At 32.0% G+C, this 23694-nt stretch carries 18 protein-coding genes; 5 read left to right on the top strand and 13 right to left on the bottom strand.

Annotated features, from left to right (window positions below):
• Positions 1-36 precede the first annotated feature (36 nt).
• The 13 genes from ftsZ to rsmH form a co-directional block, all read right to left on the bottom strand.
• Positions 37-1203: a cell division protein FtsZ gene (gene ftsZ / locus CBquer539_RS00745; protein WP_500836561.1), complete on the bottom strand. Its 1167-nt coding sequence runs from the start codon at positions 1201-1203 to the stop codon at positions 37-39.
• A gap of 78 nt (positions 1204-1281) precedes the next feature.
• Positions 1282-2538 (bottom strand): cell division protein FtsA, encoded by a 1257-nt coding sequence (gene ftsA, locus CBquer539_RS00740; protein WP_500836560.1) that lies wholly within the window; start codon positions 2536-2538, stop codon positions 1282-1284.
• A 32-nt stretch (positions 2539-2570) separates the two neighbouring features.
• A complete protein-coding gene (locus CBquer539_RS00735) occupies positions 2571-3434 on the bottom strand; it encodes a cell division protein FtsQ/DivIB (protein ID WP_500836559.1) in 864 nt (287 codons plus the stop codon).
• A 67-nt stretch (positions 3435-3501) separates the two neighbouring features.
• Complete coding sequence (gene murC / locus CBquer539_RS00730; RefSeq protein WP_500836558.1) at positions 3502-4944, bottom strand: UDP-N-acetylmuramate--L-alanine ligase; 1443 nt, start codon at positions 4942-4944, stop codon at positions 3502-3504.
• Between the two features lie 75 nt (positions 4945-5019).
• Positions 5020-6087 carry an undecaprenyldiphospho-muramoylpentapeptide beta-N-acetylglucosaminyltransferase gene (gene murG, locus CBquer539_RS00725; protein ID WP_500836557.1) on the bottom strand — a complete coding sequence of 356 codons (1068 nt, stop codon included), beginning with the start codon at positions 6085-6087 and terminating at the stop codon, positions 5020-5022.
• Complete coding sequence (gene ftsW / locus CBquer539_RS00720; protein WP_500836556.1) at positions 6084-7280, bottom strand: cell division protein FtsW; 1197 nt, start codon at positions 7278-7280, stop codon at positions 6084-6086. Before ftsW ends, murG begins: the two co-directional genes overlap by 4 nt.
• On the bottom strand, positions 7280-8605 hold the full coding sequence (gene murD, locus CBquer539_RS00715; RefSeq protein ID WP_500836555.1) for a UDP-N-acetylmuramoyl-L-alanine--D-glutamate ligase: 1326 nt from the start codon (positions 8603-8605) through the stop codon (positions 7280-7282). The genes ftsW and murD overlap by 1 nt, the downstream gene beginning before the upstream one ends.
• A gap of 7 nt (positions 8606-8612) precedes the next feature.
• Positions 8613-9698 carry a phospho-N-acetylmuramoyl-pentapeptide-transferase gene (gene mraY, locus CBquer539_RS00710; RefSeq protein ID WP_500836554.1) on the bottom strand — a complete coding sequence of 362 codons (1086 nt, stop codon included), beginning with the start codon at positions 9696-9698 and terminating at the stop codon, positions 8613-8615.
• Entirely contained in the window at positions 9683-11056 is a 1374-nt protein-coding gene (gene murF, locus CBquer539_RS00705) for a UDP-N-acetylmuramoyl-tripeptide--D-alanyl-D-alanine ligase (protein WP_500836553.1), read from the bottom strand. Before murF ends, mraY begins: the two co-directional genes overlap by 16 nt.
• Positions 11053-12558 carry a UDP-N-acetylmuramoyl-L-alanyl-D-glutamate--2,6-diaminopimelate ligase gene (gene murE / locus CBquer539_RS00700; RefSeq protein WP_500836552.1) on the bottom strand — a complete coding sequence of 502 codons (1506 nt, stop codon included), beginning with the start codon at positions 12556-12558 and terminating at the stop codon, positions 11053-11055. Before murE ends, murF begins: the two co-directional genes overlap by 4 nt.
• 35 nt (positions 12559-12593) lie before the next feature.
• Positions 12594-14288 carry a peptidoglycan glycosyltransferase FtsI gene (gene ftsI, locus CBquer539_RS00695; RefSeq protein ID WP_500836551.1) on the bottom strand — a complete coding sequence of 565 codons (1695 nt, stop codon included), beginning with the start codon at positions 14286-14288 and terminating at the stop codon, positions 12594-12596.
• A gap of 28 nt (positions 14289-14316) precedes the next feature.
• A complete protein-coding gene (gene ftsL, locus CBquer539_RS00690) occupies positions 14317-14631 on the bottom strand; it encodes a cell division protein FtsL (protein ID WP_500836550.1) in 315 nt (104 codons plus the stop codon).
• Positions 14628-15593, bottom strand: coding sequence for a 16S rRNA (cytosine(1402)-N(4))-methyltransferase RsmH (gene rsmH, locus CBquer539_RS00685; protein ID WP_500836549.1), 966 nt, complete (start codon positions 15591-15593; stop codon positions 14628-14630). Before rsmH ends, ftsL begins: the two co-directional genes overlap by 4 nt.
• 440 nt (positions 15594-16033) lie before the next feature.
• Here rsmH and leuA point away from each other — a divergent pair, with 440 nt between their 5' ends.
• The 5 genes from leuA to lptD all read left to right on the top strand — a co-directional run bounded on the left by leuA (position 16034) and on the right by lptD (position 23645).
• Positions 16034-17590, top strand: coding sequence for a 2-isopropylmalate synthase (gene leuA, locus CBquer539_RS00680; RefSeq protein WP_500836548.1), 1557 nt, complete (start codon positions 16034-16036; stop codon positions 17588-17590).
• A gap of 20 nt (positions 17591-17610) precedes the next feature.
• Positions 17611-18711, top strand: a complete 1101-nt coding sequence (leuB, locus tag CBquer539_RS00675) for a 3-isopropylmalate dehydrogenase (RefSeq protein ID WP_500836547.1) — start codon at positions 17611-17613, stop codon at positions 18709-18711.
• Position 18712: 1 nt separating this feature from the next.
• Positions 18713-20113, top strand: a complete 1401-nt coding sequence (gene leuC, locus CBquer539_RS00670) for a 3-isopropylmalate dehydratase large subunit (RefSeq protein WP_500836546.1) — start codon at positions 18713-18715, stop codon at positions 20111-20113.
• A gap of 17 nt (positions 20114-20130) precedes the next feature.
• Positions 20131-20739 (top strand): 3-isopropylmalate dehydratase small subunit, encoded by a 609-nt coding sequence (gene leuD, locus CBquer539_RS00665; RefSeq protein ID WP_500836545.1) that lies wholly within the window; start codon positions 20131-20133, stop codon positions 20737-20739.
• Positions 20740-21272: 533 nt separating this feature from the next.
• Positions 21273-23645: an LPS assembly protein LptD gene (lptD, locus tag CBquer539_RS00660; protein WP_500836544.1), complete on the top strand. Its 2373-nt coding sequence runs from the start codon at positions 21273-21275 to the stop codon at positions 23643-23645.
• Positions 23646-23694: the final 49 nt, after the last annotated feature.

Genomic DNA, 23694 nt, shown 5'->3' with positions numbered 1-23694 from the left:
TGTTTATATACATTACTTATTTGAATTATATTTAGTTTAATCTGCTTGTTTTCGTAAAAAAGCTGGAATATCTAAATAATCTATATCTTTATCAAGAGTTGTGCTTTGATGATTTACCGTATTAGATGGTGTATGTCTTGATTCCTTAAAAAATGTGGATACTCTTTGAGGAACATGATTATGATAATGATTATCCCGTATTATCTTTTTTTCTTCTTTAGTACTAGATAAAATAACATCTGAGCGTTTATCAGCACCAATTCCCGTTGCTACTACAGTGACACGTAATTCATTGTTTATATCTGGATCTAAAGCAGTCCCAATTACTACTGTTGCATTGTCAGAAGCAAAAGAACGTATAGTATTACCTACGGTTTCAAATTCATCTAAGCGTAAATCTAAACCAGAAGTAATATTCACTAAAACACCACGAGCACCAGATAAATCAATATCTTCTAATAAAGGACTAGCAATCGCTAATTCCGACGCTTCTTCTGCTCTATCATCACCACATCCCACTCCAGCTCCCATCATAGCATATCCCATTTCTGACATAACTGTACGTACATCTGCAAAATCTACATTCATTAAACCTGGTCGAGTAATTAATTCCGCAATACCTTGCACCGCTCCCTTTAGCACATCATTAGCAGCGCTAAAGGCATCTAATAATGACACACCACGTCCTAAAACCTTTAATAATTTATCATTTGGAATGGTTATTAATGAATCTACATATTTAGATAATTCAGAAATTCCTTGTTCAGCAAATGTCATACGTTTTTTCCCTTCAAAATTAAAAGGCTTAGTAACTACAGCTACAGTCAAAATTCCTAAATCTTTGGCTATTTCTGCTATTATCGGGGCAGCACCTGTGCCAGTACCACCACCCATTCCTGCGGCAATAAATACCATATCTGCGCCTTCTATAGTAGCCCTTAATATATCACGATCTTCCTCTGCAGAATTTCGACCAATTTCTGGATTAGCTCCTGCTCCCAATCCTTTAGTAATAGAACTCCCAATTTGAATAGTTTGATCTACTGTCATTTTCCTTAAAGCTTGAGCATCAGTATTAACAGCGAAAAAATCTACACCTTCAATACGTTCACGCAACATATGCTCAACCGCATTGCTACCACCCCCGCCAATACCAACAACTTTAATTACCGCATCACTAGTTAGTTCCATTGGTTCAAACATAGTTTTCTCCGTATTCCCCAGTTATTTTAAAAATTAATTTTTTGAACGGATTCAGCATATTTCAGACTCATAAACAACTTAAAATTCTTTTTTTAACCAATTATTCATCTTTCTTATCCAACCTTTAATTGTTATCCCTTTTTCTATATCTAACTCATTGTTCAAATGAGATTCTTTTCCGTAATGTAATAAACCGATAACGGTAGAATACTGTGGTTTTTTTGTATCATCTGTTATCCCGTTTGTATTTATAGAAGACGCAATACGAATTTGTGTATGAAACACTTTTTGTGCACAAGCTGATAATCCGTCTATAAGAGATGCTCCCCCAGTTAATACAATACCTGCTGCAAGATGATGTTTAATGTTAAGTTGATGAAGTTGTGATTGTAATTGCAATATTTCTTTATTAACCAGCATCATTAGTTCAATGTATCGAGGCTCAATGATTTCTGCTAACATATGACGTTGTAAAATCCGGGGTGGTCTACCCCCGACACTTGGAACTTCTATATTTTCTCCTTTACTAATTAAAGATTCTAAAGCACAACCGTAACGTACCTTAATTATTTCTGCTTCAGACAATGGTGTCCCAAAAGCATAAGCAATATCGCTAGTAACTACATTTCCAGCATATGGGATAACCTTAGTGTGACGCAAAGCTCCATCAGTGTATATTGCTATATCCATGGTACCACCACCAAGATCTACAACGCAGACACCTAACTCACGTTCATCTTCTGTTAACACAGCATGACTTGAAGCCAATCCAGAAAATATCAATTGATCTACTTGCAATCCACATCGTTCTACCGCCTTAACAATATTTTTGGCCATATCATTATGGCAAGTAATCAAATGGACTTTAGCCTGCATTCTAACTCCAGATAATCCGACCGGATTTTTTATACCTTCTTGATAATCAATAGCATAATCCTGTGGGATTACATGTAGTATTCGATGTTCATCACGTACTCTAACTGACTTAGCTATATGTACTACATTATCTACATCTGATTGTTTCACCTCTTCTTCTGAAATAGGTACCATACCTATTTCATTTTTACAACTAATATGTTTTCCAGACAAAGAAAGATAAACAGATGAAATTTGACATCCAGCCATTAATTCTGCTTGGTTAATAGAATATTGTACACATTTTATTACTGATTCCAAATTGTTCACTCCTCCTTTGTCCATACCACGTGACGGACAATGTCCTAATCCAATAATGTTTACTATTCCATCAGGCAAAACTTCACCTACCATCGTGGCAACCTTGGCTGTACCAATTTCTAATCCTACTAATAATTTCTTATCTGAAGCTTTGATCATATTCGCGATTGCCTTTATTTATTTATTCTCTTTTATTTATTACAAAGCTCAGGAGTAGCCGAGCTGGAAGTCCACCTTACAGCAAATCCTGAGCGATAACGTAAATCTATATAATCAATATATTTATTATCGTCGTTAATTTTCTGAAGAAGAATAGGATAAATTTTAATAAAATAATATAATCGTTCTATTATATTATTTCTACCTAATTTTAGATGAATATTATCTTGTACAATTAGTTTCCACGAATAACGTATATCCAGTTGTACTGATTTTATTTGAAATTTGTTAGATTTTAATATCTCATTAAACACATAATAATTGTCTAATACAGCTTGTTCACTACCTTTTGGTCCATACAAATATGGAATATCGATGTCATCATCGTTATCTCGATATTCTTTAGGTATGCTAAATATAGTCCCTGTTGTGCTAATCGTTTCTAAATCATTCCAATATGCTATAGGAATATGTTCCACTATATGAATCTTTAGTGTGTCTGGCCATTGTTTCCTAACACTAACTTGCTTAATCCATGGTAAACATTCAATTTGTTTTTGAATAACGTTAACATCTTGTGTTACAAATGTACCTAATACACCTAATTTTACTATTAACTTATTAATCTCAGTGTCAGTAGTATAATGACGCTTACCAGTTACTATCATGTAAGATACAGGACAACAACAAGAATGATAAATCCATTCTCTTATTTTATAAGTCCCCCATACAACAATACCAATTGTAACAACGGATATTAGTATCCAATTTAATAATTGATGAAGAAATTTATGTTCTGGCTTTAAAACATGTCGAACTATCGCGTGATTACGTGTACTCAATGCTGCTTGAGGTGTATTAGTAATCCACTCCTTGCTGCATATTTTTATTTTCACAAAAACTCATTATTACGCTGATCATGCTGACGATATCATCATTTCGTATAATTAAGAGTTATAAGAATCACATATGTATATTATCATGTCTAATGATTAGCCCCCGCACAACCTCCCCTATTGTACCAGCTCCTTGAACTAGAAGCAAATCGTTATTCTTTAAGAATTGGGCTAATATTCTTGACAACATTTGTGTATCTGATATAAATACTGGGTTAATCTTACCATATTTACGAATTGTATGACATAAAGATTGACTATCTGCACCTAAAATAGGTGTTTCCCCGGCAGAATAAACACTTAACATTAAAAGAATATCCACATTAGAAAGTACATCAACAAAATTGTGGTATAACTCTTTTACACGTGTGTATCGATGTGGTTGAAATACCATAATTAACCGTCTATTAGGCCATCCGATCCGAACTGCTGCAATGGTAGCATATAACTCAGCAGGATGATGTCCATAATCATCTATTAACAAAATTTTCCCTGTTTGACCATTTATTTTATTCAAAGAATAATGACCTAAATTTTCAAAACGGCGATGTGTTCCTTGAAAATCTAACATAGCTTTAAGAATACTTTTATCACTAACTCCTCCTTCAGTTGCTACAGCAATAGCAGCTGTAGCATTAAGTGCATTATGATAACCAGGAGCATTTAAAGTTACCTGTAATTTTGTTTTATCTGGGCGCAACACAGTAAAAATGCTTTTTTCTATATGTTGATGGTAATTAAAGATATGCAAATCAGCATTTTTATTAAAACCATAAGTGATTATTTTTCTGTTAATTTTAGGTAAAATCTCGCAAATGATCGGATCATCAATGCACACTATAGCATGCCCATAAAATGGTAGATTGTGTAAAAAATTAATAAATCCTTTTTTAAGACATTCAAAATTTCCTTGATACGCATTTATATGATCAACATCAATATTAGTAATTACCTCTACTATGGGATGTAAATGCAAAAACGAACCATCGCTTTCATCTGCCTCTACTATTAAATAACGACTGTATCCAAGGCGAGCGCACACACCTTCTGATTTTACTATACCGCCATTTATAAACGTTGGATCTAATCCTGCCTCAATATAAATATTAGCTATCATTGTAGTAGTAGTAGTTTTTCCATGTGTGCCAGAAATAGCTATCCCATATCTAAATCTCATGAGTTCGGATAACATTTCTGCGCGTTTAATAATAGGAATTTGAGCTTGTTTGGCTGCCAAAACTTCAGGATTATTTAAAGTAATAGCGCTAGATACTACAACAACATTAGCGTTATCTATATTACTGTGTTTATGACCAAAATAAACTTTAACTCCTAATTCAAGTAAGTGGCGTATCGTATTATTATGCACAATATCAGAACCAGTAATACAATAGCCCTCATGAACCAATACTTCTGCAATACCACACATACCAGTTCCACCTATACCAACAAAATGTATTTGTTTAACACAATTCATCATTGGTACAGCATCTCCCAGTCTAGATAACATATATTTGACATATCTATTCGATACACTTCACTTTCAAGATTTTCTATACATCAATATCAAAACTATTAATGTTACTTATTTATTTAGGTATTCAGTTATTGTTTGAGAAACTTGTTGAGTTGCATTAGGTATAGCTATACTTCTAGCGCGTTGAGCCATGCTACATAATATTTGTCTATCCCAAGATTCTAACACTGTACTAACAGAATCCCCTGTAAAGTTTTGTTGTTCAATAATTTTTGCTGCTCCTACTTGCACTAATGGTATAGCATTCCAATATTGCTGACGATCCTTATGATGTATAAAAGGTACAAATATTGCTGGTAACCCTACAACAGATACTTCACTCACCGTTAATGCCCCAGCACGAGATATAAGAATATCTGCCCAAGCGTATGCTTGGGCCATATCATCAATAAATTTTACAATCCTATGATAGCTTTGTTTTATTTTTTGATAAGCCCGTATTACTTTATTGAAATCTTGTTCTCCAACTTGGTGCCATATGATCAATTTATTGGATAATTTTTCAGCTATGTTTGGAATAATTTTATTTAAGACATGCGCACCTTGGCTGCCCCCAATCACTAAAACACGAATAGGCCCAACACGACCTTTCCATCGTTTAACTGGATTTGGAATAGCTAATATTGTTCGTCTTATTGGATTTCCTACCATTTTTGCATTAGGAAAAGTACCGGGAAATCCTTGCAATACTTTTTTAGCAAAAATTGACAAAAACCGATTAGTTAAACCTATAATTCTATTTTGTTCATGTATTATTAATGGAATGCCACATGTCCATGCTGCTAATCCACTGGGGCCAGACACATATCCGCCCATACCTAATACTATATCAGGTTTCCAATATTTTATAATTTTTCGTGCTTGACATACTGCTAAATAAATAAATAATGGCGCTATGCATTTAATATGCAATTTTTCACCATACCACTTTTTAATATGAATAAATTTAATATCAATCCCATATTTCGGAACTAGATTAGCTTCAATACGATCCTCAGTACCTAACCAAACAACCTGATACCCATTATTAATCAAATAATGCGCCACTGACAGTCCTGGAAACACATGCCCCCCGCTACCACCCGCTGCAATCATAATTCTCTTTTTTTGATTCATTTTATAGTTCGCTTCAAAAAAGCTTGATCTTTAGATAAACGTGTCTCAAAATCTATCCTTAATAACAGTATACTCGCTATTACTGTAATTAAAAAACTAGATCCTCCGTAACTAATAAATGGCAGAGTCAACCCCTTTGTAGGTAATATTCCACTAACAGCGCCTATATTAATAAATATCTGCAATCCAAACCAAATACTGATAGAACAAGCTAAAATGCCGGAAAATCTATGATTAATATTCAAAGCACGATGACCAATAGTCATAGCTCGAAATACCATTATAAATAACATGGATAATACCAAAATCGCTCCAAAATATCCTAATTCTTCCGCAAGAATAGAAAAAATAAAATCAGTATGAGCTTCAGGCAAATATTCTAATTTCAGTACAGAATTCCCTAGTCCCTCTCCAAAACATTTCCCACGACCAAAAGCTATCAATGATTGAGTTAATTGATACCCATTACCAAATGGGTCTTTCCATGGATCCCAAAAGGTAAATATACGTTGCATACGATAAGGTTTGATCACAATTGATAACGCAATTAAAAATATATTAAACATAAAAATCAATATCAACTGCCACAATTTAGCACCAAAAAGAAATAATATGGACAAGGTAACAATAAAAAGAATAATAATACTACCAAAATCAGGTTGCATTAATAACAATACCGCTAATACCATCATTATCCCTATGGGTTTACATATACCCCAAAAACTGGCACATACTTCTTTTGATTTACGTACTAAATAGTTAGCAAGGTAGCAAATAAAAGATAATTTTGATAATTCTGCAGGCTGCATACATAATGAACCCCACATTATCCAACGTGACGCCCCATGAGTGGAATTGTTCAGAATTAACGCGGCTATCAACATTACGAAACTACATAACAACATAATAACGCTACAATTCTTCCAAACTATTATAGGTATTTTTAAAGTTATTACAGATAGCAAGAATGTTATACTGTAATAAACAATCATACGCTTTATAAAAAATAATGGGTCATTCGCTAATCGCATTCCAATAGGAATTGATACTGAACTAATGATAATAAAACCAATGCCAATTAGTCCTAATAATAACCAAAAAAACATACGATCATATAATACACTAATATCTAACGATCTTTTTTTATACAATTTTAATGATTGATTGATGATTTTTGTTATAAAAATCCTCATTATCCAAATTCTCGCGCAAAATAGGTAAATACAGATCCACGCGCTTCAAATGATTTAAATTGATCTAAACTAGAACAAGCAGGAGATAACAATACTATGTCCTTTTCTTTTGTACGACGACTCACAATACGCATTGATTGCACCATTGTATTGGTGCAAATAACATTACCACACCCTAATTCTGTTAATAATAAGCCATCTTTTCCAAAACAATACAGATGTATCTCATATTGTTTAATCAAATGTTTCAACGAAGAAAAATCAGCTAATTTTCCATCGCCTCCTAACATTAAATGTAATGTACCAGATAACGTTAAATTGTTAATCGCTTCTTGAGTAGCACGGACATTAGTAGCTTTGGAATCATTAATCCAATTTACTCCATGATGTTTGTAAATCAATTGACAACGATGTGTTAATCCAGAGAATTGACGCAATACCTTTAAGGAAACAGAGCGAGGAATATTAATGATGTCTGATAACGCTAAAGCAGATAATGCATTGATATAATTAATACGATTATTAACTTTCATTGTAGAACAATTAAGTACACATTCGTGATATGCAACTATCCAAGTATGTCCTTTATAAGATTTAAGATAATAATCTGCAGAATCTTCTTCATTTTCACTAAAACTCACACGATCCTCATAATCATCAGATATGGGCTCTGTTAAAGGATCTACAGCATTCATTACACAGATTTTAGCATTTTTATAAATCTTTTGCTTAGAAAAACAATATTGTTTTAACCCACCAGAATAACGATCCATATGATCTTCACTAATGTTTAAAATTATAGCTGCTAATGCTTGTAAACTATAAGTTGTATCTAGTTGAAAACTTGAAATCTCCAACACATATAATTGGTACGATTTACTTAATAAAGACAGCACAGGCACGCCTATATTTCCTGCAACACCAATATTCCAGCCAACACTCTTAGCCATATTAGCAACTAATTGGGTTACTGTGCTTTTTCCGTTAGATCCAGTAATAGCTATTATTGGTGCGGTTACCTCACGAACAAATAACTCAATATCACCAATAATTTCCACTCCTAATTTTAAAGCTTCAATTAAAATTGGATGGTCCAACCGCACTCCAGGACTAACTACAATTAACGTAGCACTTAACAACCATATATCATTCAATGCGCCCAAATAACATTTTACGATATGTGGTAATTTTTTTATTCCTGGAGGACATACACGAGTATCTATTACTTTTGGTATTACACCGCGATCTAAAAAAAAATTAACGCAAGACAAACCTGTAATCCCTAAACCAATAATTACCACTTGTGATCCTCGATAATTAATCATATTTTTATTACCGCATCTTCAAAGTAATTAATCCACAAAAAACTAATATTAACGATATAATCCAAAATCGCACTATAATCCTAGGTTCTGGGTAACCTTTTAATTCAAAATGATGATGAATTGGTGCCATTTTAAATATTCGTTGTCTAAATAACTTAAAATAACCTATTTGCAAGATCACAGATAATGTTTCTATTACAAACATGCCACCCATAATTAACAATAAACATTCTTGATGTAACAACACTGCAATTACTCCAAGAGCACCTCCAAGCGACAGAGAACCCACATCACCCATAAATATCTGAGCTGGGTAAGTATTAAACCATAAAAACCCAAGACCAGCTCCAATAATAGCTGCACATACAATTATTAATTCTCCAGTAAAACAAAGATAAGGAATATGTAGGTGTTTAGACAAGTGGAAATTACTGGTTACCCATGTAACTACAGCTAACCCGGCTGTAATCAATATTACAGGCATAATCGCCAATCCATCTAAACCATCAGATAAATTAACCGAATTACTTGTACCGACAACAACAACATATGCTAATATAATATACCAAACACCTAATTGTGGTTCGAAATTTTTAAAAAATGGTACCACTAATTGTGTAGATACGGGGCTATGATCTAATATAAAAATAATAATAATTAACATCAAAGCAATTAACGATTGCCAAAAATATTTATGTAATGCGCTCAAACCTGTAGAACTTTTCCTTTTTATTTTTAAAAAGTCATCAATTAAACCTAATATTCCATATGTTATTAGTATAAACAATACATACCACACATATAAATTTGATAAATCGGCCCACACCACTACTGATATGACAATAGACAGAATCATCACGATACCACCCATAGTAGGTGTACTGTTCTTTTGAGCATGTGTTTTTGGCCCATCATAACGTACTATTTGAAAAAAACACAAATCACGAAACCACGCAATTACATAGTAACCTATCCCCAAAGAAATAAATAATGCTGACAAAAAACTCACAATAGCCCTAAAACTTAAATAATAAATAATATTAAATTTCAATGAATATAGTACTAATACATTTTCTGTTAACCAAAATAACATTTTGATCCATCCTGAATAGCATCGATTACTTGCTCCATTTTAAAATCACGAGATCCTTTCACTAACACACTAATTGCTTTATAGCTAGATAGCATCTGTTTGATATAAATAATTAATTTATTTTTATTTTGAAAATGTTCTCCTTTGCTACACATTTTAGAAATAAAATAACTAGCGCTACCTATGGTGATAATTTTATTAATATTTGTCGTTGCGATTAATTTTCCAATGTAACAATGATATTTAATTGATTTATATTGTCCTAATTCTAACATATCACTAACTACCAATATACGATAACCTGGCATTGTAGTTAGCACATGAATAGCAGATATCATAGACCCAACATTTGAATTATAAGTATCATCTAGTAATAACTTACCTTCACCTAAAACAATAGGAAACAATCTACCAGGTAACATTTTTATGCTTGCTAATCCAGAAACTACCTCTGATAAATTTGCTCCTACAGAAAATGCAAGAGCACTAGCAGCTAAAGCATTAGCTACGTTATGTCTTCCTAGCATTGATAAAAATACTGGAACAGTGCCGTACGGACTATGCAAAATAAACTGTGTTCCATTTTTTTTAGCAACAATATTACTTGCAAAAAAATCTACACCTACGTAGGTACGTAAAGAAAAAACCCATACAGATTTTCCTTGCAATGCTTTATGCCATAAAGACAAAGCATGGCTGTCACCGTTTATAATACCTGTTCCTCCCGAATTTAATGCAGAAAAAATCTCTCCTTTTTCTTTTCTTATTTTAGCTAATGACCCAAAACCTGATAAATGAGATGGAAAAATATTATTTACTAAAGCTACATTAGCAGCAACTATTTTACTCAATTGAGCAAGTTCTCCAGGACGACTGGTTCCTAATTCAATAATTGCAAAATTGTTGTGTTTTGTTAAACGTAATAAAGTAATTGGCACCCCAACCATATTATTAAAGTTACCTTGTGTTGCTATTATATGCCCACTATACTTTAATATAGACGCGGTCATTTCTTTTACTGATGTTTTACCGCTTGATCCGGTTATAGCAATAACCTGCAATGATACCTGTTGACGCACCCAATGAGCTAACATCATTAAAGCACAACCAGTATCAGAAACTATTAACTGAGGAACATCTAATAATAAATGATGATTTACCAGCAATGCTTGTGCGCCCGCAGCAATTGCTTGAGTTGCAAAATCATGACCATCGAAACGTTTACCCACTAATGCTATAAACATACATTGTTTATAGATAATATTTGAATTAATAGTAATTGCATGAATAACCAAATCCATACCAACGTGTTTGGCATTTAAAATTGGTGCTATTTCATGAAGACTAAACGGAATCATGATACATTGTTTTTTAAAATTTTTTTTACTATATCTTGATCAGAATGATATATCTGATTATTCCCGATAATTTGATATTTTTCATGACCTTTTCCCGAAATTAATACTACATCTTCCGAACATGCTTTAAAAATAGCAGTCCTTATCGCACAATAACGATTTTTAATAATTTTAATAATTTTATTGGAATGTGTTACACCACACATGATGTCATTTATAATTAATTGTGGGTCTTCAGTACGTGGATTATCATTAGTAATAATCACACAATCAGCGTATCTTTTTGCTACATAACCCATTACAGCACGTTTACTTGGATCTCTATCACCTCCACAACCAAAAACACACCATAGTTGACCATAAAAATATCGTCTAATGGAAATCAACACTTTTGCTAATGCATCAGGAGTATGCGCATAATCTACTATAATTGTAGGGTATCCATAAGAACGAAATACTTCCATTCTACCAGTTACTGGTGGTAACTGAGGTGATATATGTACTAATAATGATAAAGGATATCCTAACATTAACAATGCGCCTAAGGCCAATAATAAATTACTAACATTAAATTCTCCTAACAATTGACTATGAATCACTCCGCCGCCCCAACTTGAATCAAACACAATATCTGTCCCATAAATATGATAATTAACTTTAACTACACATATCCATTTACCTTTCCAAAAACATGGCAAATTTCCTGTTATTGTCACTGCGACCGCTTGAGGCAAATAATATAACCACCGACAACCAATAAGATCATCAGCATTAATCACATATTTTTCTACACATAATTCATCAAATAATCGCCATTTAACCATAGAATATTGCGTAATGTTGTCATGATAATCTAAATGATCATGACTTATATTAGTAAATATAGCGACTTTAAAATATAAAGCATCTACACGATATTGATTTAATCCGTGTGATGACACCTCCATAGCAACAAATATAATCTTATTTTGAACAAATTTAGCTAACATTTCTTGCGTATCAACGGCAGAGCATGTTGTATTATAGGACACAGACATATTATCTAACATTCCGTTTCCTAAAGTACCCATCACAGCACTTTTTTCTCCCAACAGTTGGACCCAACTAGCTAACAAATGTGTTACGGTAGTTTTGCCGTTAGTCCCAGTGACACCAATTAAATTCAAAAAACGTGATGGATGATTATAAAAACTACCTGCTATATTAGATAAATATCGTGGTAAATTATTAACACAAATTACAGGTATTTCATTTGAGTTATAATTATATTTTTTAGATATCGTTATATCATTCGAAGATTCTGATAAAACTGCCGTAGCTCCTTTTTTGATCGCATAGTCAATATACAATCTTCCATCGGTCTCAGAACCTTTAATTGCTACAAATAAATTTCCTGATACAATGTTACGACTATCTAATTGCATCCCCGTCAATGAAGGATTAATAAAATCATCAGAAATACACGGTGCAAGTAATTTATATAAATTATGTGAGTCACACATATAATTTGATTAAAAATATTTACACATTTATAAAGTTATTGTAAAAAATCTGGTGCTACATTCATTATTTTTAATGTATTACCCATAACTGCACTAAACACTGGTGCGGACACCGTACCTCCATAATAATGACCATTTTTGGGGTCATTTATGACTACTACTAAAGCGAATCTAGGACTGCTCGCTGGAGCTACTCCAGCAGTGCACGCAATATATTTATTAACATATTTTCCATGTAATCCAACTTTCTTAACAGTACCGGTTTTTACTGCAACTCTATATCCTTTAATCGCTGCTTGAGAACTACCGCTTGGCAATGATACACTTTCCATCATATCTAAAACAGTACGTACTAACGATCTCGGAAACACTTGATTTCCTAATACCGAAGAAGAATTAACTTTTACGATAGAAAGTGGCTTAGATACTCCCATTCCACCAATAGTAGCATAAACTTTAGCTAATTGTAATGGAGTAATCATTAAGCCATATCCATAAGCAAATGCAGCGCGTTCTATATCTGACCAACATCTATTATATGGATATATCCCGCTACTTTCTCCCACTAAACCTATATTTGTTGCTGTACCCATTCCAAAATTAGAATACGCATTAACTAAAACTGTTGCAGGCATAGCTAATGCTAACTTAGAAACACCAACATTACTAGATTTTTGTAATATCTCTCTAATAGTCAATTTACTGCGATACAGTACATCTTTAATTTGATGCCCATTGATCATATAAGGTGATGTATTAACAATAGTATCTGCTGTTATTATCTTATGTTTTAACGCTGCCATAATTACAATAGGTTTTACTGTTGAACCTGGTTCAAATGCATCAGTAATAGCGCGATTGCGCATAGCAGATTTATTAACAATAGATAAAAAATTATTTGGATTGTATGATGGACTATTTGTCATAGCTAGAATTTCTCCGGTATTAATATCTATCAATACTATGCTACCAGATTCTGCTTTATTTATATGTATAGCATTACTTAATTCGCGATATGCTAAATATTGCAGACGTTCGTCGATACTAAGAATAATATTTTGAGAGGCTTGACCGTTATTCAGAGCAATTTCTTCAACTGTTCGACCAAATCTATCTTTTCGTATCGCTCTTGTTTCGGCTTGACCAGTCAACCAAGCATCAAAACTTTTTTCTATACCTTCAATACCTTGGCTGTCTATATCCGTTACTCCTACCAAATGAGCAGTTGCATATCCAGCAGGGTAATGCCTTTTAGATTCTTGCTGTAAATGTACTCCTGGCAATTTAAGTTGACTAATGTATTTAGAAACAGAAGGATCAATCTGGCGTGCTAAATATACAAAATGTCCAGTATTATACTTATTAATGAGGGATGATAATTTATCTGATGATATAGATAACATTTCAGATAACGCCGTCCAACGACGTGTGTCAGCAGCAATGCCGCCATACTTATTAATTTCCTGAGGATCAACCCAAACAGAATCTGCCGGTATACTAATTGCCAATAATTGACCCATTCTATCAGTAATAATACCGCGGGTATACGGTGTACTTTGTACACGCAACGAACGCATATTACCTTCATTAATTAACTGATCAGAATAGATAATTTGCAAACAAGTTAATCTTAATAATAAAACGATTAATATAAAAAAAATACAACTATACAATAAATTGAAACGCTTGCTATTTAAAATTATTTGAAAATTATAAGGTTTAAACTTCATACAACATAAACTATATTATCATACAATTTTATTGAAACATATTATTCTGAGTTAGTTCTACGTAACACATGTGTAATCCATCTATAGCAATACGTTCAATACGCTTAGGGTGAGACAATATTTTTTCTTCAAGAATTAAGCTTCTCCACTCAGTATCTAAAATATTTTTTTCCAACATAAGTTTTTCACGATCCATAATCATGGATCTAGTTTGATGTGTTACTAAAATAACCAACATTGCTGATATTAATATCAGCAACAATAAAATCAATTGCCACTTACCATAAACATATAAATCATCATAAATGATACTAATAAGATTATATTGTTTTTTTTTCATCATGTTTGAGTAATTAATTTTTCAGCACAACGCAATATCGCGCTACGAGCACGTACATTTCTTCTAATTTCTTGCTTTGAAGGTATCAATTTTCCCATATTCTTTAGTTGACATGTATTGTTATATTTACTAAATATTTGATCATCTGTTAACGGAAGCTTGGGAGGTATAGACAAAACACAGCTATGTTCACGAATAAAGTATTTTACTAAGCGATCTTCTAAAGAATTGAAGCTAATTACCACCAATCTACCTCTCGGAGATAACATAACTAACGTATCTTGTAATACTTGCGTGATTTCTTCCAATTCATTATTAATGTACATTCTAATTGCTAGGAAACTCTTAGTTGCAGGATGCTTACGCGTCTTGCGGTACGGTATAATATCGCAGATTAATTTAGACAAAACGATTGAACGTATAATAGGTTTATATCGCCTTTCGGCTACTATAACTCTGGCGATATTTTTTGAAAATCGTTCTTCTCCAAAAGTCTTTAAAACCCAAGCAATATTTTCCTGAGATGCCTTTAACAACCATTCAGCAGCAGATCTTCCGCTGCTGACATCCATCCGCATGTCCAATGGACCATCTCGCATAAACGAAAATCCTCTGCTAAAATCACTCAGTTGAAATGTACTTACACCTAAGTCTAATAGAATACCATCTACTAATCCAATCCATCCCATATTTCTAACATGTGTATACATTTTAGAGAACGCACTATGCATAATAATAAATCTATCATCTTGTTCAGCAATAGATCTTCCAATTTTTATAGATGATAGATCTCTATCAATTGCCAATAAACGACCATGTTTATTTAATTTGGACAAAATTAACTTAGAATGACCTCCCAAACCAAACGTTCCGTCAATGTATATTCCCGTTGCGTTAACATTCAATGCCTGTATCGCTTCGTCTAGTAATACGCTTTCATGATTGTAGTTTATATTATAAAACATGCATATAATAATCAAAAATACAAATGGCCACATGTGTTTATTTTATACAACTAACACTTAATAATAAAAATTATTAAACATATGATATTCCATGATATTAAGTTTTTATAGAAATTTCGAAATTGGAATATATTGTATGTCCCATATTTAAATAGTAGAAAATCTGAATTTTTGTAGTTTAAAAAACCCACGGGACATATTATCATCACCAATAATAATAATGCAAATATTAATCCTAAAAGATTATTATAATATTTTCATGTTAATACCCTACTTCTGCTAGCATTAATAGTTGACAAACGATATTTAATAGACTTAAAATAAATTTAATGTAATAAATTATTATTTATATATAATATCATTGAATGTAGACTAGTACACCAGTAATAACGATATACTGCATATATTTATTCCTAACATTCATGCGACATGGAAAATTTATGAGTCAACGAGTCATTATTTTTGATACAACTTTACGAGACGGTGAACAAGCTCTACAAGCTAGCTTAAACGTAAAAGAAAAATTACAAATCGCTTTTTCTTTAGAACGATTAGGAGTAGATATTATGGAAGTTGGATTTCCAATATCTTCTCCAGGAGATTTTGAATCGGTGCATACAATAGCTCAACAAATAAAAGATAGTGTGGTATGCGCCTTAGCCAGATGTATTGAAAAAGATATTGACATTGCAGCAGAAGCATTAAGAATTGCAAAAAATTTTCGTATTCACGTATTCTTACCCACTTCAACTATACACATTCAATCCAAATTTAAAAAAAACTTTGATCAAATTATAGAAATGACCGTTCATGCAATACGTTATGCAAGAAAATACACTGATGATATAGAGTTTTCTTGTGAAGATGCTGGACGCACCAGTATAGATAATTTATGTCGTATTGTTGAAATTGCTATTCAATCTGGAGCAAGTACAATTAATATTCCTGATACGGTAGGTTACACCATCCCATATCAGTTTGGTCAAATTATTGCTTCTTTGTACAATCGTGTTCCTATCATTGATAAGGCTGTCATTTCTGTTCACTGTCATAATGATTTAGGAATGGCAGTTGGTAACTCTATTTCAGCTATACAAGCAGGAGCTCGACAAATTGAAGGAACTATAAATGGTATTGGTGAAAGAGCAGGGAATGCCGCGTTAGAAGAAATAATCATGGCCATTAAAATACGAGAGGATCTACTGAACGTACATACCAACATTCGATGTCAAGAAATTTATAGAACTAGTCAAGTAATAAGTCAATTATGCAATATGCCTATCCCAGCTAACAAAGCAATAGTCGGTGCAAATGCTTTCTCGCATTCTTCAGGCATTCATCAAGATGGTATATTAAAAAATAGAAAAAATTATGAAATTATGACACCAGAAAGTATCGGTTTAAAAGATGTTAAATTAAATCTTACATCGCGATCTGGAAGGGCAGCAGTAAAATATCACATGAAAGAAATGGGTTATCAAGAAAGTGATTACGACATGGACAAATTATATGATGTTTTTTTAGAATTAGCAGATAAAAAAGGGCAAGTATTTGATTATGATCTAGAAGCATTAGCATTTATTAATAATCAGCAAGAACAATCAGAATTCTTCAGATTAAAATGTTTTCATGTACATTCTAGTTCTTCTGGAATTGCTAACGCTTCAGTAAAATTATATTTCGGAAAAAACACATGTACTTATTCAACAACTGGTAATGGACCGATAGATGCAATTTATGAAGCATTAACTCACATTACTAAGTTACCTATAAATTTAGAGAAATATCAACTTAACGCAAAAGGACATGGTCGTAACGCATTAGGCCAGGTAGACATTGTTGTATCATATGAAGGACGTAATTTTCATGGAGTTGGATTAGATACAGATGTAATAGGATCTTCGGTAAAAGCCATGATTCATGTTTTGAATAATATTTGGCGTGCGAAACAAGTGATAATCCAGCGAAAACATATACAAAAAGATAATAACCAATAATTTAGAAAATTTAAATATTTATGAATAATAATTATCAGGTTGCAGTGTTACCAGGGGATGGAATCGGACCGGAAACTACAAGGCAAGTTTATAAAATTTTAAGAATGATAAAAAAACAATTTCAAATCAATATTGTTACTACAGAACACAAAATAGGAGGAGATGCAATTAATAGCGAAGGCACTCCTTTACCTAATAGTACTTTGAAATGTTGTGAACAATCAGATGCTATACTGCTAGGTGCAGTAGGCGGTCCGCAGTGGTCACATTTGAAAGGAGCGGAGAGACCAGAACAAGGGGCTTTATTAACTCTACGAAAACATTTTAATTTATTTGCTAATTTAAGACCTATATATCTTTCTGATACATTAAAAGAGTTATCTCCTTTAAATACAAACATCATTCCAAATGGAATCGATATTGTATTTGTACGCGAATTGACCGGAGGCATTTATTTTGGTAAACCGCAAGGACGTTCAGGTATAGGTGCAGATGAATATGCTTTTGATACTGCAATGTATCATCGTTTTGAAATAGAACGTATTGCTAATATTGCTTTTAAATTAGCTCAAAAAAGACGTAAACACGTGTATTCTATAGATAAAGCTAACGTACTACATACTTCTATGTTATGGAGAGAAGTAGTGTCACAGCTTTCAAAAAATTATCCAGATATTAAATTAGAACACTTATATGTCGATAATGCTAGCATGCAATTGATCAAAAACCCATCTAAATTTGATATTGTTCTATGTTCAAATCTATTTGGAGATATTTTATCTGATGAATGTGCTATGATAAGCGGATCAATTGGTACACTACCTTCTGCCAGTATTAATGAACACAGCTTTGGTCTGTACGAACCCGCCGGAGGATCTGCTCCGGATATAGCAGGAAAAAATATCGCTAACCCCATCGCACATATTCTTTCTACTGCGTTATTATTTAGATATAGTTTGAAATTAAATCATATTGCAATTGCAATTGAAGAAGCAGTTTCTGAAACATTAGCTCTGGGATATCGAACAATTGATATAGCAAAAAAACACGAAAAAAGCATAGGCACTAATGAAATGGGCAATATTATAGCTTCATTAATTCAAAATAAAAGAGAAAATTAATATGGGAAAGTCCTTATACCAAAAATTATACGATGTGCATATAGTTTATGAAAATAAAGATGATGTTCCAATATTATATATTGATCGACATTTATTACATGAAGTTACATCACCCCAAGCTTTTGAAGCGCTACGTTTAAGAAAACGTATAGTCAGACAACCAAACAAAACATTTGCCACTATGGATCATAATGTTCCCACTACAACAAAAAATATCAATGATTCTGGAAATATGGCTAAAGCGCAATTAGATAGATTAACAAAAAATTGTAAAGATTTTGGAATTACATTATTTGATTTAAACCATCCTTATCAAGGAATCGTTCATGTTTTAGCCCCAGAACAAGGTCTCACATTGCCCGGTATGACTATCGTATGCGGAGATTCTCACACTGCCACTCACGGAGCTTTTGGTGCTTTAGCTTTTGGAATAGGAACATCAGAAATAGAACACGTGTTAGCAACACAAACTTTAAAACAAATTAGATACAAATCAATGCAAATCAACCTTGTGGGCATCATCGCTCCTCAAATTACAGCCAAAGATATAATTTTAGCAATTATTGGAAAAATTGGACATGGAGGAGCATCTGGTTATGTAGTAGAATTTTGTGGTTCCATTATTACTCATTTAAGTATGGAAGAACGCATGACCCTTTGTAATATGGCTATTGAAATGGGAGCAACTTCTGCTTTAATAGCACCAGATAAAACTACTTATGATTATTTAAGGAACCGAAAATTTTCTCCAACTGGAAAAAATTGGGAACAAGCATTATTATATTGGAAAACTTTATATTCCGATCATGATGCTCACTTTGATAAAGTATTTGATTTCGATGTATCGAACGTTAACCCACAGATAACCTGGGGAACCAACCCTAGTCAAGTGATCTCTATTGACCAACCAATTCCATCACCAGAATCCTTTACAGATCCTATAGAACGTAATTCTGCTAAACGTGCTTTAATTTATATGCAACTTCAATCAAACACTTATTTAACAGATATATCTGTTGATAAAGTGTTCATAGGGTCATGTACTAACTCACGTATTGAAGATTTGCGCATAGCAGCAAAAACAATTCAAGGATGTCATGTTTCTAGCAATACACAAGCAATCGTAGTACCTGGATCTAAATTAGTGAAAAATCAGGCAGAACTAGAAGGATTAGACAAGATATTTATACAAGCAGGATTTGAGTGGCGTTTGCCTGGTTGCTCTATGTGTTTAGCTATGAACAATGATAAGCTCAATGTGGGGGAGCGCTGTGCTTCCACTAGCAATCGTAATTTTGAAGGCCGACAAGGCCGTGGGAGTCGTACTCATTTAGTAAGCCCGGCAATGGCGGCAGCTGCCGCCATTGCCGGGCACTTTGTAGATATCCGAAAAATCAAATAATATAAGGACACACACATATGACTCAATTTATTCAGCATACTGGTATAGTTCTGCCGCTTGATATTGCTGATGTCGACACTGATAGTATAATCCCGAAACAATTTTTAAAAGCTACAACTCGTGTTGATTTCGGATTACACTTATTTTTTAATTGGCGCTTTCTTGAGAATACTCCTAAAATTTTAAATCCAAGTTTTATATTAAACCAACCACAATACAAAAACGCCAGTATTTTATTAAGCCAAAGAAATTTTGGATGCGGGTCGTCTCGAGAACATGCAGTATGGGCGCTCATGGATTATGGATTCAGAGTTATCGTAGCTCCAAGTTTTGCGGATATCTTTCATAAAAACAGTTTCAACAATCGCTTATTACTTATAACTTTATCAGAACTAAAAGTTAATGAATTATTCAAAGAAATTTCAATACAAAAAAACGGTGCATCATTTACCGTGAATTTATACGAACAAATTATTTACACACATAATAAAAAGAAGTATTTCTTTGAAATAAATGACTTTTACAGACGTTATATGCTTAACGATCTTGACAATATTAATTTAACTTTACAATATAATGCCGCTATTAAGAAATACGAAGATAATCAACCATCATATTTAAAATAAATACGAACAATAGAAATATAAACACATTAGTTTACATATTTATATAAATTAAAACGCCAATAAAAACTAAAAATTATTAAAATTTATATTACAACTATAAGTAAATACATAATCAGAATATTAACAAATATTGATAATGCTCCTGTATTATTATATACAATAAATTTTAAATGATATAAAAACCAATATGAATACTAAAAATGGTATTTATACAAACAAGTAAAAATTTATAAAATAATTATATTTAATAGGTATTGTAATAGACAGGTATCGTTTTTCTTCTTGTATATAAATAAACAATATTTTGATAACGTGAAACATGCAAAAACAACTTAAAATACATATATATATTGTATATTTTTGAATTTTGATATTTGATATACATCATAGACTATTATTAATTTAATAATACAATACCTAGGAATCATGATATTTAATTTACATAAAACATTACTTAGTAACCACTGCATTATATATATTAAAATATATTTTATTAATCTGATCTCAAAAGAATTGTCATCTTTTAACAAAATATGCATCAAAATAGTATAACCCATGATATTAAGTTTTTTTTTCAAAACAGTATCATTAATTCAATTTTGTTAATATTCTGTACTCAAATTTATTTCTTAGCCCATGCATCTAATTATTTACCAATCTCCATAACTAACAATCTTTTTTTTTCAGATCAGCCCATATCCGTACAATCTGACAAATTAGAAATTTGTTATCCTAAAAAAATTCAGTTTTCTGGACATGTCAGTATGAAACAAGATAACAATATTTTAATGTCTGACGAATTAATAATATCACGTAATGAACAAGATGAACGATTATGTAATACACTGTACGCTTGTGGACATATTAACTATAAAAACGACTATATTGTATTAACCGGCACTCATGCTTGGATTAATTTTTATAATAAAAATATAGATATTCATAAAGGCACATATTATTTATTAGAATCACATATCCATGGAACAGCAAATTCGATAATGCAACGAGGAAAAAATCGTTATACCATTGTTAAGCAAGGAGAGTGTACTTTTTGTGTTGCAGGTAATAATTATTGGAATATAACAGGATCAGAAATGATTTATGATCATCATAAACATAATATAGATATCTGGAATGCTTATCTTAAAATAAAAAAAATACCAATATTTTATAGCCCCTATTTATCATTATCTTTGCGTCAAGATAATATTTTAGGGCATTATATGCCTAGCATTAAATACAGTAGTAAACATGGATTAGGGTTCAAAATACCTTGTCCTATTAATTTCTCAAAACATTACTCAGGCAGCATCTCTCCATGTTATACATCTAACCTAGGAACAAAATTAGAAACTGAAATACATTATTCAGTTAATCCAGGGACTGGATTATTAATTTTAAATTTCATGGAAAACAATAAAATGTATAATAAAAAAAATTATAATAATTATTACAACAGGTATTGGCAGTTATATTGGAAGCATAATGGCATCATAAATAAAAAATGGCATTTTCATTCTAACTATATCTCAGATACAGGTTCTAATAATTACATTGAAAATGTTAATATACCAACGTATGCGTACTCTAACAATAATTATGTAAATCAAAAAATTTTATGCAATTACAGCGATGAAAATTGGAACGCTAGCTTAGCTTATTTTGGAGTAGCAAATACTAAAAACATGACTATTCAAAATCATTGTAATTACAGCGCAGCACCTCAATTAGAATTCAATTCATATTACCATAACGTCAAATATAAACCGTTCAATCTAAAATTATTTAGTCAATTCACTCAATTTATACCTGTAAATTACTATTACCCAAAAACAATCAGAATTCACACAGAGCCAACTTTAAATTGCTCAGTAAATAATTACTGGGGTAATTTTAATACTGAAGCAAAATTAAACATAACACATTATCGACAAAAAAATATACATCACTACACCAAAAAACAGGATGCAGACTATCATTTACAAAATATAGTTAACCGTGTCATTCCACAATTTAAAATTAACGGAAAGATGATTTTTAAAAAAAAAACATACATTGTAAAAAAATATGAACATTTCTTAGAACCAAAATTACAATATTTATATGTACCGTATCGTTTTCAAGAACATATCGGTATGTACGATACCGATATGTTCCATATAGATCATAACAATTTATTTCGTACCAGTATATACAGTGGATTAGATCGTATTTTACCTCTTAATCAAATTACAGGAGATATAGCTATACGATGTTTTAAGAAAAAAAACGAATTACTTTACACATCTATAGGTTATATTTTTAATTTAAGAGAACTTCATGCCAAACATAATGTAAAAATAACTAAACATATACACAAAACTCCTAATATCATGCTATTTTCAGGAATAAGTCGTTGGAATATTAACGACTGTTGGAATATGAATACTGAAATGCAATATGATATGCAGTATCAGACATTGTCTTTTGGAACCATAATATTAGAATATATAGGAAAAAATAATCAAGTTTTGCAAACACATTATCGATATATCAATAAACAATATTTTGAAAAAATACTACCAAAAATTAATGAATCAATTTACCATAACACAATTGCTCAATTAGGGGTTCTTGCTTGTTATCCTTTATTTGATAACTGGAGAGTAAGTTGTTCACATTACCATAACATAAAAACTAACCAACTCATTGATCAAACAATAGGAATACAGTATTATACTCCATGTTGGGGAATTAATGTAGCTTGTGAACGAAAAATAGTTGATGGAAGACAACAATTATATCGTAATACATATGATAACAAAATACGATTAGACATTAAAATATATAGTTCTACAGCAGATTTCAAACCGAACCCATATAAAATGTTGAACGTAGGTATCTTGCCGTATCAGCATATGTTTTGAACTCATGTGTTTGTGTCACATGAGTTCAAAACATATACTTACAATATTA

It is taken from the genome of Blochmannia endosymbiont of Camponotus quercicola (genome assembly GCF_059935335.1).
Note: the sequence above shows the minus strand (reverse complement) of the source record. Positions and strands in the feature narration are given on the sequence as shown.

What these genes read in the sequence shown, in the direction of transcription:
- leuB (WP_500836547.1), top strand. Translation starts at nt 17,611, where the DNA reads ATGAATAATAATTATCAGGTTGCAGTGTTACCAGGGGATGGAATCGGA.
- ftsI (WP_500836551.1), bottom strand. Translation starts at nt 14,288, where the DNA reads ATGAAGTTTAAACCTTATAATTTTCAAATAATTTTAAATAGCAAGCGT.
- murE (WP_500836552.1), bottom strand. Translation starts at nt 12,558, where the DNA reads ATGTGTGACTCACATAATTTATATAAATTACTTGCACCGTGTATTTCT.
- murC (WP_500836558.1), bottom strand. Translation starts at nt 4,944, where the DNA reads ATGTTATCTAGACTGGGAGATGCTGTACCAATGATGAATTGTGTTAAA.
- ftsA (WP_500836560.1), bottom strand. Translation starts at nt 2,538, where the DNA reads ATGATCAAAGCTTCAGATAAGAAATTATTAGTAGGATTAGAAATTGGT.
- murG (WP_500836557.1), bottom strand. Translation starts at nt 6,087, where the DNA reads ATGAATCAAAAAAAGAGAATTATGATTGCAGCGGGTGGTAGCGGGGGG.
- murF (WP_500836553.1), bottom strand. Translation starts at nt 11,056, where the DNA reads ATGATTCCGTTTAGTCTTCATGAAATAGCACCAATTTTAAATGCCAAA.
- rsmH (WP_500836549.1), bottom strand. Translation starts at nt 15,593, where the DNA reads ATGTTTTATAATATAAACTACAATCATGAAAGCGTATTACTAGACGAA.
- ftsL (WP_500836550.1), bottom strand. Translation starts at nt 14,631, where the DNA reads ATGATGAAAAAAAAACAATATAATCTTATTAGTATCATTTATGATGAT.
- leuC (WP_500836546.1), top strand. Translation starts at nt 18,713, where the DNA reads ATGGGAAAGTCCTTATACCAAAAATTATACGATGTGCATATAGTTTAT.
- ftsW (WP_500836556.1), bottom strand. Translation starts at nt 7,280, where the DNA reads ATGAGGATTTTTATAACAAAAATCATCAATCAATCATTAAAATTGTAT.
- leuA (WP_500836548.1), top strand. Translation starts at nt 16,034, where the DNA reads ATGAGTCAACGAGTCATTATTTTTGATACAACTTTACGAGACGGTGAA.
- ftsZ (WP_500836561.1), bottom strand. Translation starts at nt 1,203, where the DNA reads ATGTTTGAACCAATGGAACTAACTAGTGATGCGGTAATTAAAGTTGTT.
- lptD (WP_500836544.1), top strand. Translation starts at nt 21,273, where the DNA reads ATGCATCAAAATAGTATAACCCATGATATTAAGTTTTTTTTTCAAAAC.
- murD (WP_500836555.1), bottom strand. Translation starts at nt 8,605, where the DNA reads ATGATTAATTATCGAGGATCACAAGTGGTAATTATTGGTTTAGGGATT.
- leuD (WP_500836545.1), top strand. Translation starts at nt 20,131, where the DNA reads ATGACTCAATTTATTCAGCATACTGGTATAGTTCTGCCGCTTGATATT.
- mraY (WP_500836554.1), bottom strand. Translation starts at nt 9,698, where the DNA reads ATGTTATTTTGGTTAACAGAAAATGTATTAGTACTATATTCATTGAAA.